Below are 15157 nucleotides of genomic sequence, written 5' to 3' on the forward strand. Positions count from 1 at the left end.
GGCGAGTACGGGGTGGCCGCTGGGCGGTTCATCGGATGGGCTCGGCCGTGTCGGTCACTATGGTTGGTCGATGGACGTTGTCAGCACTGCCGACGTCTCGCCGGGTGACCGGTTCGCCTTCTGGCGCGAGGTCAGCGCGAAGCTCTGGGTGCCGTACGAGCTGGCCCGGCAACGGCAGGCGGAGACCGGCTTCGAGGCGCGGGTCGGCATCAGTGAGTTCGGCCCGGTGCAGGCGACCCTGATGACGACGATGGCGCACTCGGTGCGCCGCACGCCCCGGCTGATCCGGCAGGCCGACCCGGAAGTGTTCAAGGTGAGCTGCATGGTCAGTGGCAGCGGCACGCTGACGCAGGACGGCAGACGCGCCGATTTCGGCGCCGGGGATCTCGTGCTCTACGACACCTCGCGTCCGTACGTGGCCGAACTCCGGCCGGACGATTCGACGAGCCGGATGCTGCTCCTGCGTTTCCCACGGGCGCTGCTGCCGTTTCCTCCCCGGGAACTGCGTGAACTGAGCGCCGTCCGCATTCCCGGCGCCCGTGGCGTCGGCGCGCTGTCGTCGCGTTTCCTGCTACAGCTCGCCGACCAGATGGACGAGCTGACCCCGGCCGAGACCGCGCGGCTGGCCACCCTGACGCTCGACGTGCTGATCGCGGCGTTGGCCGACGCGCTGGACACCCGGAGGATCGTCCCCGCGGACACGCGCCGGCGGGCGCTGACCGCCCGCATCCGCGCCTTCATCCAGGACCATCTCGGCGACCCGGACCTGACCCCGGACATGATCGCCGCAGCGCACCACATCTCCGTGCGCTACCTGCACAAGCTGTTCCAGCAGGAGGAGCACACCGTCGCCGGCTGGATCCGCGAACAGCGCCTCGAACGGTGCCGACGCGACCTCGCCGAACCCCGGCTCGCCGCCCGTACGATCAACGCGATCGCCGCCCGGTGGGGTTTCACCAGCGCCGCGCACTTCAGTCAGGCGTTCCGCGCCCGTTACGGCCAATCGCCCACCGAGTTCCGCCAGCGGTTCCGCACCGTGCGCGGAGACTAAACACCTGTGCGCCCAGCCACAGCGACATGAGTGGATGCGGCGGGCAGTCTCGTCTCAGGTAGTCGGCTCATCCGAAGCGACAGCACTGAGAAGGGAAATCATGCGCTTGTGGGCAAGGAAACTTTGCCGGGTCACCGCCGTGGTCCTGGCCCTCGCCATGCTGCCGGTCGTGTCCGGCACGGCGCAGGCCGCCGACGTGGCCTACAACCAGAAGAACCAACGCCTGGAAGCCAGGCCGAACAGCGGGATGCCGATCGCATCGGTCAGCCGCGAGATCACGTTGCGGGACGGCACCTACGGCTGGTGGACGTTCCCCACATCGGCACCGTGCCAGACCTACACCGGCCGCATCCTGCCCGGCACGTACACCTGGACGGACCAGCTCTGGCCCGGCGTTCCCAGCGTCGGAACCTACCGGCACCACAGCTATCTCACGGAGGAGGACGGCGGCTGGTCGTACCACATCCAATGTGACTTCCAGCTGTCCGCCACCGGTTCGTACACCTGGGGTAGCGGTCTCGATCCCCACTTCTGATCCCGCATCCACCGGCGGAGCTGACCGTTCCGTCACGTCGTCAAGGGAGATCCGCATGAGACTCGCACGCATCTCGATCGCCGCCGTCATGCTGGGCAGCGCCGCCGTGCTGGCGGTGGCCGCTCCGGCCCAAGCGTCCTGCCCGCAGGGGATCGCCAGCTTCGAGCCGCAGGTCAACGGCACGTTCGCCGGGACCGGCATCAACATCCGCACCGGGCCCGGCTCCGACTGCACCTCGCGCGGCCAGGGTCAGCCCGGCCAGACCGCGACGTTCCGCTGCTGGCGGACCGGGCACGACGGCGCCCGCTGGACCTACCTGCACAACCGCGCGACCGGCGTGTCGGGCTGGTCCCGAAGCGACCTGCTCTCCGGTGGGGGTGCCAGGGTCTCGTGCGGCATCTGATCCGCAGCGCGGGGCCTCCCGAGGCGACGTCGCCTCGGGAGGCCCTCGCCTCGTTCAGTCTGCGCACCACCGCCGATTCACGGTCGTCCGAGACTCGGCGCCTCCTGCCCCGGACCCGCTACGTAGGAATTCGAGCCACCCTCACAGGGTGGTTTCGCCGTTGAGGCCGAAGAAGTCGTGCCATTTGGTGCTGGGGTTGAAGGTGGTGCCGGTGGAGAGTCCTACGTAGACGTCGTTGGTGGTGCCTTTGGTGAAGACGATGATGTCGTCTTTGTTGTCGCCGTTGACGTCGGCGAGGTAGGGGAATTCGCCGGTGAGGCAGAAGAAGTCGTGCCATTTGACGGTGGTGCCGGTGAAGGTGGTGCCGGTGGAGGTGGCGGCGTAGACGTCGGCGTTGGTGTTGCAGGTGAAGGTGACGATGTCGTCGCGTCCGTCGCCGTTGATGTCGCCGACGCGGGGTTGTTCGGTGCCGACGGCGAAGAGGTCGTGCCATTTTTGGGGTGGGCCGAAGGTGGTGCCGGTGGAGAGGGCGACGATGACGTCGGAGGCGGTGGCGGGGCCTTGGGTGAAGGTGATGATGTCGTCTTTGCCGTCGCCGTTGACGTCGCCGAGGGCGGGGTGTTCGCCGGCGATGGAGAAGTATTCGTGCCATTTGATGGCGGTGCCGGTGAACGATGATCCGGTGGAGAGGGCGACGTAGACGTCGGCGTTGGTGTCGTGGGTGAAGGTGATGATGTCGTCTTTGCCGTCGCCATTGACGTCGCCGACTGCGGCGACTTCGTTGTGGGGGGCGAACCAGTCGTGCCATTTGGTGCTGGGGCTGAAGGTGGTGCCGGTGGAGAGTGAGACGTGGACGTCGGCGAGGGTGCCGTGGGTGAAGGTGACGATGTCGTCGCGGTTGTCGCCGTTGAAGTCTCCGGTGAGCAGGGTTTCGCCGTTGAGGCCGAAGAAGTCGTTCCATTTGTTGGAGGTGCCGGCGAAGTTGGTGCCGGTGGAGGTGGAGACGTAGACGTCGTTGAGGGTGCCCTGGGTGAAGGTGACGATGTCGTCGCGGCCGTCGCCGGTGAAGTCGGTGGGCGAACCCGCCAGATACCGGCCACCGGACCCGCCACCCGCGTTGACCAGGGAGATGTAGTGGTTCCAGTTCCAGTGCGGACCCGGGTCGGTGTGGTCGTTGCCCGGCAGCTCGTGGTGCCCCTTGATCGCGGTGCGGTTCTTCGGCAGGCCGTACTTGTCGCAGAGATAGCGGGTCAGCGCGGCAGACGAGCGGTACATGGACTCGGTGAACCAGCTCGGGTTGTCGACGAAGCCCTCGTGCTCGATGCCCACCGAGTACGGGTTGGCCGACCGCGCGTGGTAGGCGGTGTCGCCCTCGCGCACCATCTGGGTGATCTCGCCGTTGCTCGACTTCACCACGTAGTGGGCGCTCACTCCCGCCGACGGGTTCTGGAACCAGCTCACCGTGCCGGCGTACGAGCCCTGGGTCACGTGCACCACGACAGTGGTGATCCGCGAGGAGCGACCCGCCGCGTAGTTGCCGCCGTACGCCGAGATCCACCGGGCGGGCGCGTACTCCGGCACTGCCGCGGCGAGGGCACCCGGTGCCGCCACCCCGGCGGGGGCGACGCGGGCGTACCGGCCGAGTTCCGGCTGCACCCGCTGGGGCGTGACCCGCGCGGAGGGCGCGGTGATGCCGGCCCGCAGGAGGTCGTAGACGTGGTCGGCGTACAGGCGGGCCGTTGCGTCGTCGGCGGCGTGCGCGTACCGCGCGACCACCGGGTACCAGGCGGAGATCCGGTCCCGGTCGGCGGCCGTGAGCCGCTCGGCGTCGGCGATGTCCCGCAGGAGGGCCGCGCCGCCCCTGATGTTGGCCGAGGTCACCGACTTCAGGGCGGCCACCGGTTGCCCGGTCAGTGCGGCCGCCCGTTCCAGCGTGCGCTGGCGGGGGTTGCTGACCAGGTGCATGACGCCGTAGCCGTTGGCCTGGCTGGGCTGCCCCTCGTGTCCGTCGAGCCGGGTCTCGCCGTAGCCGACGGCGACCAGCAGGTCCCTGGGTACGTCGAACTCGCCGGCCGCTCGCGTGAAGGCCGTGTCGAGCGGACCGGCGGGCCTGGCCGGCGCGGCGGCGGCCGGCGCGACGGGGCTCAGCAGCGCCGCCGCGAGGACGACGGCGGCACCCCCGCGCCAGGAGAGTCTGTCGGGTCTCATGGTGGTCTCCCGTCCGCGGTTCACAGGGTGGTCTCGCCGTTCAGGCCGAAGAAGTCGTGCCACTTGGCGCTGGCGCCGAAGGTGGTGCCGGTGGAGAGCGCGACGTGGACGTCGTTGGTGGTGCCCTTGGTGAAGACGACGATGTCGTCCTTGCCGTCGCCGTTGACGTCGGCGAGGTAGGGGAACTCGCCGGCGAGGCAGAAGAAGTCGTGCCACTTGACGGTGGTGCCGGCGAATGACGTGCCGGTGGAGGTGGCGGCGTAGACGTCGGCGTTGGTGTTGCAGGTGAAGGTGACGATGTCGTCGCGTCCGTCGCCGTTGATGTCGCCGACGCGGGGGAGTTCGGCGCCGACGGCGAAGAGGTCGTGCCACTTCTGGGGCGCGCCGAAGGCGCTGCCGGTGGAGAGGGCGACGATGACGTCGGAGGCGGTGGCGGGGCCCTGGGTGAAGGTGATGATGTCGTCGCGGCCGTCGCCGTTGACGTCGCCCAGGGCGGGGTACTCGCCGGCGATGGAGAAGTACTCGTGCCACTTCACGGCGGTGCCGGCGAACGAGGACCCGGTGGACAGCGCCACGTAGACGTCGCCGGCCGCGTTGTGGGTGAAGGCGACGATATCGGCGCGGCCGTCGCCGTTGACGTCGCCGACCGCGCCGATCTCCGCGCCGGGGGCGAACCACTCGTGCCACTTCTGGCCGCCGCCGAAGCTGGTGCCGTTCGACAACGCCACGTACACGTCGCCGGTGTTGCCGTGCGCGAAGGTGACGACGTCGTCGCGTCCGTCGCCGTCGACGTCGCCGGTCGAGGCGGTCTCGCCGCCGATGGAGAAGAAGTCGTTCCACTTCACCGAGGTCCCGGCGAAGCCCGCGCCCGTGGAGGTGCTGACGTAGACGTCGGCGAGCGCGTTCTGGGTGAAGCTGACGATGTCGTCGCGTCCGTCGCCGCTGACGTCGGTGGCGGATCCGCCAGCGATGGCGTGGGTCCGTGCCGCCTCGTCGAGCAGGGTCCGCGCCTTCGTCGCCACCTGGTCGTAGCGGTCGGGGAAGCCGGAGCGCTGCACGCACTGGGCGACCTGGCCGGCGGTGTAGCGGGGGTTGTTGCGGTCGCAGACGATCGCGCGGGTGACGTACTGCGTGCTGGCGTAGACCGGGTCCATGATCTGCTCCGGCGTGCCCCAGCCGTAGTCCCACCGTTGCTGGAACACCCCGAGCGAGGACTTGTCGCCGCACGGCAGGTTGTTCATGTGCGACTCGACCCAGCCGGCCTCGAACGCGGAGAGCATGACCTTGTCGTTGACGTTGTGGGCGCGGGCGACCCGGTAGACGATCACGCTGATCGCGGGGTCGTGGTTGGCGGGGATCGAGGTACAGGCCAGCGTGCCGATCGGGGCGTCGGCCTGCGCCGGCGCGGTCGCCACGACCGACGCCAGCGCGGTGCAGAGGCCGACCAGCAGGGCGAGGGGAGTACGTCTCACGATGCTCCTCTGAGGGGTGTCAGCGGTGCGGCGAGCGGTTCCGCCACGGAGGCGCGCTGCCGCCAGGAGGGCCGCCCGGGCTGACGGGTGCGTCGCCGCGTCGACACCTCCCCGTCGGTGGGAAATCGATTGCCGAGGAGTATCGCCAGGACCCCGACGGCTGTCAATGCGTCCTGGAATCTTCCTTCGGCAACTGAGCGGTGGCGGTAAAGTATTGACATCTCGCGATGCCCCCCGGTTAACTCCCGAGCAATCGATTTCTCGCGGCTCCGACGGTCATCCTGGAGGGACATCCATGAAGCCCCACCTCCGCCGCTGGCTGGCTCTGGCCGCGGCGCTGGCGACCATGATCCCCCCGGCGGCGGCGCACGCCGCCGAGCCCGCCCCGGTCCCGCGCGGTGCCGGGGCGCTCGCCGTCGTCGACGACAAGGGCCCGGTCGGCTGGGACGTCTACCGCCGCCTCGACCGGCTGCCCGAGCTGGCGGCCGGCAGCCGCACCCGGCAGTTCTCCAGCTTCGCCCGGGACGGCTCCAACGACGACGGCTTCGTCGGCACCTACTCGTGCCTTCGCCAGGCCGGCGGCTGCGTCATTGCCGAGGACCGCGGAGCCGGCGAGGTGCAGTCGATCTGGTTCACCCGCGACGACGGCAACGTCAGCGCCACCGGCTGGATCCGCGTCGAACTCGACGGCGTCACGGTGGTCGACACCAGCCTCCAGCGCCTCGTCGACGGTGGCCTCGGCCACCCGTTCGTGTTCCCGCTGGTCACCAACGCCGACCAGACCTCCGGCGGGGTCACCGTCAAGGTCCCCATGCCCTACCGCGAGTCCATGCGGATCACCACCCAGTCCAACCCGCTCTTCCACCACGTCACCTACCGCACGTTCGCCGACGCGGTCGGGGTGTCCACGTTCGACCCCACCGACCCCGCCACCGACGTGGTGGACAGGCTGCGCGCCGCCGGCCAACGCGACCCGAAGCCGAGCCAGCCCGGCGCGAGCACCAGGACCGCCCGGGTCGACGTCCCGGCGGGCGGGCAGGCGACACTCGCCACGCTCACCGGCCCCGCCGCGGTCACGGCGCTGCGGCTGCGGCTGCCCGACGCGGCGGCCACCGCCTCGACGCTGTCGGGCCTGCGGCTGCGGATCGCCTTCGACGGGCGCGCCACGGTCGACAGCCCGGTGGGCGAGTTCTTCGGCGCCGGACTCGGGGAGCGCTCCGTACGCTCGCTGATGTTCGCCATGGACTCCGCACCCGGCGGCTGGTACAGCGCCTGGTGGCCGATGCCCTTCCGCTCGACCGCGACGATCTCGGTCGCCAACACCACCGGCGCCCCCGTCGCCGGCGTCCAGGCGGAGGTGACCACCGCGCCGGGCACCGCCTGGACCGGCGCCCTCGCCCCCGACGGCGCCGCCGGCTACTTCACCACCCAGTCGCGCCGCGCGGAGACGGTCGGGGGCGGCGACTGGATCGTCGCCGACCAGGCCGGCCGGGGACGGTTCGTCGGCGTGTCCCAGACCGCCCGCGGCCACATCATCGGCGGCAACACCCGCAACTACCTGGAGGGCGACGAACGCGTCCACGTCGACGGCTCGCCCACGCCGCAGATCTACGGCACCGGCACCGAGGACTTCTACGAGTCCGGTTGGTACTTCAACCGCGGCGAGTACAGCGGCGTCTTCACCGGCAACACCGCCCACCTGCTGCGCTCCGGCGGCTGTGCCGACGAGTGCGACGCCATGTACCGGCTGATGATCGGCGACGCGGTGCCCTACGCCACGGGGCTCCGTTTCGGCATCGAGCACGGCCCCGCCAACGACATGCCGGCGAACTACGCCTCGACCGCCTTCCTCTACACCCAGCCGACCGTCGCCCTGCGCCGCACCGACACGCTGGTCACCGGCGACGCCGCCAGCCGCGCCGGGCACGCCTACACCGACTCCGGAACCCAGTACCCGCTGACCGCCGCGTACGAGGGCGACGACGACAACGCTCCCGTCGCGGGCCAGGTGCGCGCCACCGGCGGCGCCGCCAGCTTCCGGCTCGCCGTGGACCCCGCCAACCAGGGCGTACGGCTGCGCCGGCACGGCGACCAGGCCGGCGCGTACCAGCAGGTCGCCGTGTCGGTCGACGGCCGCCCGGCCGGCGTGTGGCGGCAACCGCTGGGCAACGACCGGCAGCGCTGGCTGGCCGACGAGTTCGTCCTCCCGGCCGCGCTGACCGCCGGCCGCGCGACGGTCACCATCACCCTCACCCCGGCGGCCGGCGCACCGGCCTGGACGGCGGCCCGCTACGAGGCCGACAGCATGGTTCCCCCGTTCCTCGACGTCACCGGGCCGGGCGCGGTCACCGGGCTCGGCCTGGCCGGCGGTCGGGTGCACGCCCTCGGCCTGTCCTGGTCGGCGTCGCCGGACGACGTGGGCGTCGCCGGCTACCGGGTCTACGCCTCGCGCAATCCCAACGTCGCGACCACCCCCGCCAACCTGGTCGGCACGACCCGGACGACCACCTTCCGGCACGGCCCGCTGCCGGCCGGACAGACCCGCCACTACCGGGTCGTCGCGGTCGACGGCGCCGGCAACGCCTCCGCGCCCTCGGCCGAGGTGTCGGCCACCACCCGCACCCGCAACACCAGCGACGCCAACGGCGACCGCCGCGACGACGCCGTGGCGTTCACCCGGGGCGCCACCGCCGACGTGACCACGTCGGTGTCGGACGGCACCCGGTTCGTGCCGGACGGCCGGAGGTGGAACGACTTCTTCGCCGTCGGCGAGGAGCTCCCGTTCACCGGCGACGTCGACGGCGACGGTCGGGCCGACGTCATCACCTTCACCCGGGGCGACAGCGCCGACGTCTACGTGGGGCTCTCCACCGGCACGACGTACGCCGCCGGGGCCAAGTGGCACGACTTCTTCGCCACGGGTACGGAGATTCCCGCCGTCGGCGACGTCAACGGCGACGGGCGCACCGACATCATCACCTTCACCCGGGGCGCCGCCGCCGACGTGTACGTGGCGCTGTCGACCGGCAGCGGCTTCGGCCCCGGCGTCAAGTGGCACGACCACTTCGCGCTCGGCGACGAGCTGCCGGCGGTGGGCGACGTCGACGGCGACGGGCGCGACGACATCGTGACGTTCACCCGGGGCGCCACCGGCGACGTGTTCGTCTCCCGCTCCGACGGGACGCGGTTCGTCGAGGACGGCTGGAAGTGGCACGACTCGCTCGCGCTCGGCGACCAGCTGCCGGCGCTGGGCGACGTCGACGGCGACGGGCGTGACGACGTGGTGACGTTCACCCGGGGGACCACCGGCGACGTGTTCGTGGCGCTCTCCGACGGCACGCGCTTCGGCGCGCAGGCCGGCAGGTGGCACGACTGGTTCGCGGTGGGCGACGAACTGCCCGGCATCGGCGACTTCAACGGCGACGGAAGGGCGGACCTCGTGACGTACACGCGGGGAACCGGTGCGGACACGTACGTGGCGCTGTCGACCGGCGGCGGCTTCGGCCCGGGCGTCAGGTGGCACGACCAGTTCGCGCCCGGCACCGACCTGCCCCGCCCGAGCGTGTCGTGATGCGCGCGCCCCGGATGCTCGCGGTGCTCCTGCTCGGCGCCGCCCTGCTGGCCGTCCCGGCCACGCCGGCCGCCGCCGAGGACGTCGTACGGGCCGAGGCGGAGTCGCTGACGGTGCTCTCGTCGACCGCCCCGGTCGAGGCGCAGGCCAACTGCTGCGGGATCGCCTGGTCGGCGGGCCGCCAACTCTGGCTGCGTGCCGCCCGGGCGGGGGACTCGGTCACCGTGTCGCTGCCGCCGGTGCCGGCCGGGCAGTACGACATCGGCGCCGTGCTCACCCGCGCCGCCGACTACGGCACCCTGCGCTTCGCCGTCGACGGGGTGGCCGTCGGTCAGCTCTTCGACGGCTACGCCCCGACCGTGCGGCGCGTCGAGGCCGTACCGCTGGGATCGGCCTCGCTCGCCGCCGGCAGCCACCGGCTGACGGTGACGGTGACCGGCCGCTCCGCCTCCTCGACGGGGTTCTTCGCGGGCCTGGACACGCTCACCCTGCGCCGCGTCGGCCCGCTGGCGGCGGTCACCACGACGGCGTACGAGACGGTGGCCGAGACGCCGGCACGGGGGCCGCTGACGCGGGTCTACGACCCGGGCGTGGGGGAGCCGACGGCGTGGTACTACAACGACCACACGATCGTGCGCGACCAGCGGACCGGGCTGTGGCACGCCTTCGCCATCGCCCACGCCGAGCCCGGCGCGCCGCAGGACGAGAAGAGCTTCGGCCACGCCACGGCGCCCACGCCCACCGGGCCGTGGACGAAGCGGCCACCGGCGCTGACGGCCGACCCGTCGAGGGGCGAACAGTGGATCTGGGCGCCCCACGTCGTCCACGACCAGGGCGTCTACTACATGTTCTACGCGGCCGGCAGCCCCGACTACGCGAACTACCGGATGCACCTGGCCACCTCGACCGACCTGTTCACCTGGACCCGCAGCCCCGCCAACCCGCTGTTCAGCGACGGCTGGGAGGCGCGTGACCCGATGGTGACCCGGGTCGGTGACCGCTGGGTCATGTACTACACGGCGACCTCGAATCCGCAGGGCGGCAACCACGTGGTCGCGTACCGCACCAGCGCCGACCTGCGGACGTGGAGCGGGCGTGGTGTGGCGTACGCGTCGCCGCACACCGGCCGGGCCGCCGGTCAGACGGAGTCGCCGTTCGTGGTGCGCCGGGGGGACTGGTGGTACCTCTTCGTCTGCTGCGACGGCACCGACTACGGCGCGGCGTACCGGCGCACCGCCGTCTACCGCAGCCGCGACCCCCTGCGCTTCGAGGGGGCGGAGAAGGTGACCGTGCTCGACGCGCACGCCGCCGAGGTCGTGGTCGACGGGGAGAACTGGTACCTGAGCCACGCCGGCTGGGGCCAGGGCGGGCTGTGGCTCGCCCCGCTGACCTGGTCCACCCAGGTGGTCGCCCGCGGCTACCAGGTGAGCACCGGTTTCCTACGCGCCGACGTGCGCACCTGGCCGCACACCCGGATCGCGTCCCTGGCGGTCGACCCGGCCGGCGCGGGGGCGTACCGGCCGGCGTTGGACTCGTCGCACCGGGGCACCGGTCCCTATCTGGCGGTCGGCCGCTTCGACGTCACGGACCGGGCGGGCCCGCCGGCAAGGGTGGACGTCTCCGCCGACGGTTCCCGGATCAACCTGGTCGGCATGCGGATGGGCGACGAGCCGGTCACCGCCGACTGGCTGCTGACCGTGGCGCCCCGCTGGACCGGGCCGGCGCTGCAGAGCGACGTCACCTGGTCGGTGACCGGTCAGACGACGGCGCCGGTGTGGGAGGTGGCGTTCAACGTCGACGGTGCCCTGCCGGCGGTCGGGGATCCCGCCGTGGCGGCCCGGCCGACGGGGGACGTGCCGGGGATGCCGACGTGGTCGATGACCTCCGGCGCGAATCTGTCCCTTGTGGCCGCCCACCGCTGGGCCTCGGCGTGGCGCGGCGACAACACCTGGTACGACGCCGGCCACGCGATGGCGTCCTGGCAGCCGCTGTGGCGCAACGGGGGCGCCGCGTGGCCGCCGGGGTCGTACCCGGGCGGGACGTGGCGGTTCGCCGCCAGCGGGGTGGGGCGGGACACCGCGTTCGCCGAGACCGTGCACGCGGCGGTCAACGCGGTGCCCTGAGAGGGGCCGCCGGTGCGGGTCGGGCGGCGGGGTGGCGGCCCGGCCCGCACCGGGGGCGTTGACATCACTTCGACGTCCGTCTATGTTGCCAGAAATCGATTTCCGATCTCCCCGGAGGCCCGCGTGAGCGACCAGGTGACCGTCGCCATGTCGGGCATCACCAAGCGCTTCGGCGGCGTCCACGCCCTGCGCGGCGTGGACCTCACCCTGCGCGCCGGCGAGGTCCACGCCCTGCTGGGGGAGAACGGGGCCGGGAAGTCGACCCTGATCAACATCCTGTCCGGCGTCGTCACCGACCACGGCGGGGAGATCTCGATCGGCGGCCAGCCCGTGCGCTTCGCCGGCCCGGCAGCCGCCCAGGCCGCCGGCATCGCCACGATCCACCAGGAACTCGACCTGGTGCCGGCGCTCTCCGTGGCCGAGAACCTGGTGCTCGGCCGGGAACCGCGCACCAGGCTGCGGACGCTCGACCGGCGGGCGATGGCCCGCGCCGCCCAGGACTGGCTGGGCCCGCTCGGCGCCCGGATCGATCCGCGCCGGCCCGTCGGTTCGCTGCGCGTCGGCGAGCAGCAGCTCGTCGAGATCGCCAAGGCGCTCTCCCTCGACGCCCGCGTCCTCGTCATGGACGAACCGACCGCCGCGCTCGCCGACGCCGAGGTGCGGCGGTTGATGTCCACCATCCGCGCGCTGCGCGAGCGCGGCGTGGCCGTCGTCTACATCTCCCACCGCCTCGAGGAGATCGAGCACATCGCCGACCGGGCCACCGTCCTGCGCAACGGCGAGGTGGCCGGCACGCTGCGCCCGGACCGCGCCGACCGGCAGCGGATCATCACGCTGATGGTCGGCCGCCCCGCCGAGGCGCTGTTCAGCGCGGGATCCGCCGGGCCCGCCCGCCCCGCGGGGCCCCCGGTGCTGGAGGTCGACGACCTCGCCGTACGGCCCCGGGGCACCCGGCCCGGACGCTGCGAACCCGCCGGCGTCAGCCTGACCGTGCGCGCCGGGGAGATCGTCGGCCTGGCCGGCCTGATGGGGGCGGGCCGCACCGAACTGCTGGAGACCCTGTACGGCGCCGGCCCGCCCGGTCGCCGCAGCGGCCAGATCCGGCTGGCCGGCCGCCCGTACGCCCCGCGCGGCCCCCGCGCCGCCCTGCGCGCCGGCGTCGGCTTCGTGCCGGAGGACCGCCGCCGCTCCGCCCTGGTGCTCGAGCACCCCGTCGGCCGCAGCATCGTCCTGGCCGCCCTGCGCCGGGTCAGCACCGCCGGGGTCGTCCGCGCCGGACGCGAGCGGGACGCGGTGCGCCAGCAGGTCGCCGCCCTGGCGATCAAGACGTCGTCCGCGGCCGCGCCGGTCGGCTCGCTCTCCGGCGGCAACCAGCAGAAGGTCGTCTTCGCCCGGCATTTGCTCACCCGCCCCCGCCTGCTGCTGCTCGACGAGCCGACCCGGGGCGTCGACGTCGGCGCCAAGGCGGAGATCTACCGGCTGCTGCGCCGGCTCGCCGACGACGGGATGGGCATCCTGCTCGCCTCGTCGGAGCTGCCCGAGCTGACCGGCGTCTGCGACCGGATCGTGGTCCTGCGGCGCGGACGGGCCGTCGCGGAACTCGCGGCCGACGGGTGCACCGGCGAGGACATCCTGACCGCGGCCATGGGCGGCACGGCCGCCGGAGGGGACGACCGATGACCCACCTGCGCGCACCGGACAAGGGGCCCGGCACGCCATTGGCGCCGGCCGGCGGCGACCCGGCGGCCGGCGCCGGCCGGTGGCGTTGGGCCGGCGGCCGGGGCGACCTCGTCGAGCGGCTCTTCGCCGTGCAGAGCCTCTTCGCGCTGCTGCTGGTGTTCGTGCTGGCCATCGCCGTCTCGCCCCGCCGCGACGGTGAGATCCTCTTCCTCTCCACGGAGAACCTCGGCAACATCGTCCGCGCGGTGTCCGAGATCGGGATCATCGCCATCGGCATGACGTTCGTCGTCCTGCTCGGCGGCATCGACCTCTCCGTCGGCGCCATCCTCGGCCTCTCCGCCGTCGGCACCGCCACGCTGATGGTCGACTCCGGGCTCGGCATCCTGCCCGCCGTCACCGTCGTGCTGCTGATCGGCGCCCTCTTCGGCGCGTTGCAGGGCTACGCGACAGCCCGGCTCGGCATCCAGTCGTTCATCGTCACCCTCGCGGGACTCCAGGTCGCGCGCGGCCTCGCCCGGATCTGGTCGGGCGGGCTCGGCATCCCGATCGCCTACGGCGACGGCCCGCAGGAGGCGCCCCCCGCGTTCGAGATCCTCAACGGCACGATCAACGGGGTGCTGCCCGTCCCGGCCGTGCTGTTCGTCGGCATCGGGGTGGCCGCGATCGTCGTGCTGCGCAAGACCGCGTTCGCCCGCCACGTCTACGCCATCGGCGGCAACGAGAAGGCCGCCCGCCTCTCGGGCGTGCCCGTGCTGCGGGTCAAGGTCGCGGTCTTCGCGATCGCGGGCCTGCTCGCCGCCGTGGCCGGCATCATCCACGCCGGACAGCTCAACCAGGGCAGCCCCAACGACGGCGCCGGCTACGAACTCGACGCCATCGCCGCCGTGGTCATCGGCGGCACCAGCCTCGCCGGGGGCACCGGCTCGATGGGCGGCACCCTCGCCGGGGCGCTGCTGCTCGGCATCCTCAACAACATCCTCGCGCTCAACAACATCGACGCCAACGTGCAGCTACTGATCAAGGGACTGGTGATCGTGGCCGCCGCCGGGCTGCAGAAGCTCCGCCGCAGCATCGTCTGAACCGCCACCGAACAAGGAGCGTCATCATGCGCACCCGTACCGTCCTTCTCGCGCTGCTGTGCACCGGCGCGCTCGTCACCTCCACCGCGTGCAGCGTGGAGAAGCCGTCCGACGGCGGCGACGCCACGGCCGCGAAGTGCGGCGCCGGCAAGGACTTCCTCATCGGCATGTCGCAGGCCAACAACGCCGAGCCCTACCGGCAGGTCATGAACAACGACGTGCAGACGGCGGCGAAGTCCGTCCCCGGGTTCACCGTGGTGGTCGCCGACGCGGCGCAGGACAACAGCAAGCAGGTCGCCGACGTGGAGAACTTCCTCACCCAGAAGATCGACCTGCTGGTCATCTCGCCGAACGAGGCCAAGCCGCTGACCGCGGTGGTGCGCAAGGCGTACGACCGGGGCGTCCCGGTGATCGTGCTCGACCGCAAGGTGGAGGGCGAGGCGTACACGGCCTTCATCGGCGGGGACAACGTCGCCATCGGCAGGGCGGCCGGCGAGTTCTACGCCACCACGCTGCTGCCCGCCGGCGGCAAGGTCATCGAGATCGCCGGGCTGCCCGGCTCCACGCCGGCGGCCGAACGCGCCCAGGGCTTCCGGGAGGGCATCGCGGCCAACCCGAAGATCGAGGTCGTCGCCTCCCAGCCGGGGGACTGGCTGCGGGAGAAGGGCCAGTCGGTGGCCGACGCGCTGCTCAAGGCCCACCCCGACGCCGCCGCCGTGTACGCCCACAACGACCCGATGGCCGAGGGCGCGTACCTGGCCGCGAAGGCGGCCGGGCTGCACACGAAGGTGAAGTTCACCGGCATCGACGCCCTGCCGGTGCCGTCGGGCGGGATCAAGGCCGTCGAGCAGGGCCGGCTGGCGGCGACCTTCCAGTACGCCACGGGTGGCCGGGAGGCCGTCGACCTGGCCCGCCGGATCCTGGTCGACTGCGCCGAGGACGTTCCGCGTACCACCACCCTCGACACGATGCGCGTCACGAAGGAGAACGCCGCCGAGACGTACGCGAAGCTCGGTGGCGTCGCCTGACCGCCGG

Annotated in this window: 10 protein-coding genes; 8 read left to right on the top strand and 2 right to left on the bottom strand. The window is 72.3% G+C overall.

Going from position 1 to position 15157, the window contains the following annotated elements:
* The first annotated feature begins 70 nt into the window (after window positions 1-70).
* The 3 genes from ACLQ20_RS10360 to ACLQ20_RS10370 all read left to right on the top strand — a co-directional run bounded on the left by ACLQ20_RS10360 (window position 71) and on the right by ACLQ20_RS10370 (window position 1989).
* Window positions 71-1051 carry a helix-turn-helix domain-containing protein gene (locus ACLQ20_RS10360; protein WP_425855168.1) on the top strand — a complete coding sequence of 327 codons (981 nt, stop codon included), beginning with the start codon at window positions 71-73 and terminating at the stop codon, window positions 1049-1051.
* A 100-nt stretch (window positions 1052-1151) separates the two neighbouring features.
* Window positions 1152-1586, top strand: a complete 435-nt coding sequence (locus tag ACLQ20_RS10365; RefSeq protein WP_151455688.1) for a hypothetical protein — start codon at window positions 1152-1154, stop codon at window positions 1584-1586.
* A gap of 55 nt (window positions 1587-1641) precedes the next feature.
* On the top strand, window positions 1642-1989 hold the full coding sequence (locus tag ACLQ20_RS10370; RefSeq protein WP_151455689.1) for a hypothetical protein: 348 nt from the start codon (window positions 1642-1644) through the stop codon (window positions 1987-1989).
* A 141-nt stretch (window positions 1990-2130) separates the two neighbouring features.
* On the opposite strand, the gene ACLQ20_RS10375 is transcribed toward ACLQ20_RS10370, so the two are convergent.
* Together ACLQ20_RS10375 and ACLQ20_RS10380 are read right to left on the bottom strand one after the other, a co-directional pair.
* Entirely contained in the window at window positions 2131-4197 is a 2067-nt protein-coding gene (locus ACLQ20_RS10375; protein WP_425855169.1) for an N-acetylmuramoyl-L-alanine amidase, read from the bottom strand.
* Between the two features lie 20 nt (window positions 4198-4217).
* Window positions 4218-5669: an FG-GAP repeat domain-containing protein gene (locus ACLQ20_RS10380; protein WP_425855170.1), complete on the bottom strand. Its 1452-nt coding sequence runs from the start codon at window positions 5667-5669 to the stop codon at window positions 4218-4220.
* Between the two features lie 295 nt (window positions 5670-5964).
* Here ACLQ20_RS10380 and ACLQ20_RS10385 point away from each other — a divergent pair, with 295 nt between their 5' ends.
* From ACLQ20_RS10385 to ACLQ20_RS10405, 5 genes are all read left to right on the top strand, one after another.
* A complete protein-coding gene (locus tag ACLQ20_RS10385; protein WP_425855171.1) occupies window positions 5965-9240 on the top strand; it encodes a DUF2961 domain-containing protein in 3276 nt (1091 codons plus the stop codon).
* Entirely contained in the window at window positions 9240-11363 is a 2124-nt protein-coding gene (locus ACLQ20_RS10390) for a family 43 glycosylhydrolase (protein ID WP_425855173.1), read from the top strand. Before ACLQ20_RS10385 ends, ACLQ20_RS10390 begins: the two co-directional genes overlap by 1 nt.
* 123 nt (window positions 11364-11486) lie before the next feature.
* The gene (locus ACLQ20_RS10395; protein WP_425855175.1) at window positions 11487-13043 is read left to right on the top strand and encodes a sugar ABC transporter ATP-binding protein; all 1557 of its coding nucleotides are present in this window, start codon (window positions 11487-11489) and stop codon (window positions 13041-13043) included.
* Window positions 13040-14122 (top strand): ABC transporter permease, encoded by a 1083-nt coding sequence (locus tag ACLQ20_RS10400; protein ID WP_425855176.1) that lies wholly within the window; start codon window positions 13040-13042, stop codon window positions 14120-14122. Before ACLQ20_RS10395 ends, ACLQ20_RS10400 begins: the two co-directional genes overlap by 4 nt.
* Before the next feature lie 26 nt (window positions 14123-14148).
* A complete protein-coding gene (locus tag ACLQ20_RS10405; RefSeq protein WP_151454158.1) occupies window positions 14149-15150 on the top strand; it encodes a substrate-binding domain-containing protein in 1002 nt (333 codons plus the stop codon).
* The last annotated feature ends 7 nt before the right edge of the window (window positions 15151-15157 follow it).

The organism is Micromonospora sp. DT46 (assembly GCF_049841735.1).
Taxonomy (GTDB): domain Bacteria; phylum Actinomycetota; class Actinomycetes; order Mycobacteriales; family Micromonosporaceae; genus Micromonospora; species Micromonospora reichwaldensis.

Coding starts and splice junctions, on each gene's coding strand:
- ACLQ20_RS10360 (WP_425855168.1), top strand. CDS start 71: ATGGACGTTGTCAGCACTGCCGACGTCTCGCCGGGTGACCGGTTCGCC.
- ACLQ20_RS10375 (WP_425855169.1), bottom strand. CDS start 4,197: ATGAGACCCGACAGACTCTCCTGGCGCGGGGGTGCCGCCGTCGTCCTC.
- ACLQ20_RS10405 (WP_151454158.1), top strand. CDS start 14,149: ATGCGCACCCGTACCGTCCTTCTCGCGCTGCTGTGCACCGGCGCGCTC.
- ACLQ20_RS10390 (WP_425855173.1), top strand. CDS start 9,240: ATGCGCGCGCCCCGGATGCTCGCGGTGCTCCTGCTCGGCGCCGCCCTG.
- ACLQ20_RS10365 (WP_151455688.1), top strand. CDS start 1,152: ATGCGCTTGTGGGCAAGGAAACTTTGCCGGGTCACCGCCGTGGTCCTG.
- ACLQ20_RS10370 (WP_151455689.1), top strand. CDS start 1,642: ATGAGACTCGCACGCATCTCGATCGCCGCCGTCATGCTGGGCAGCGCC.
- ACLQ20_RS10400 (WP_425855176.1), top strand. CDS start 13,040: ATGACCCACCTGCGCGCACCGGACAAGGGGCCCGGCACGCCATTGGCG.
- ACLQ20_RS10385 (WP_425855171.1), top strand. CDS start 5,965: ATGAAGCCCCACCTCCGCCGCTGGCTGGCTCTGGCCGCGGCGCTGGCG.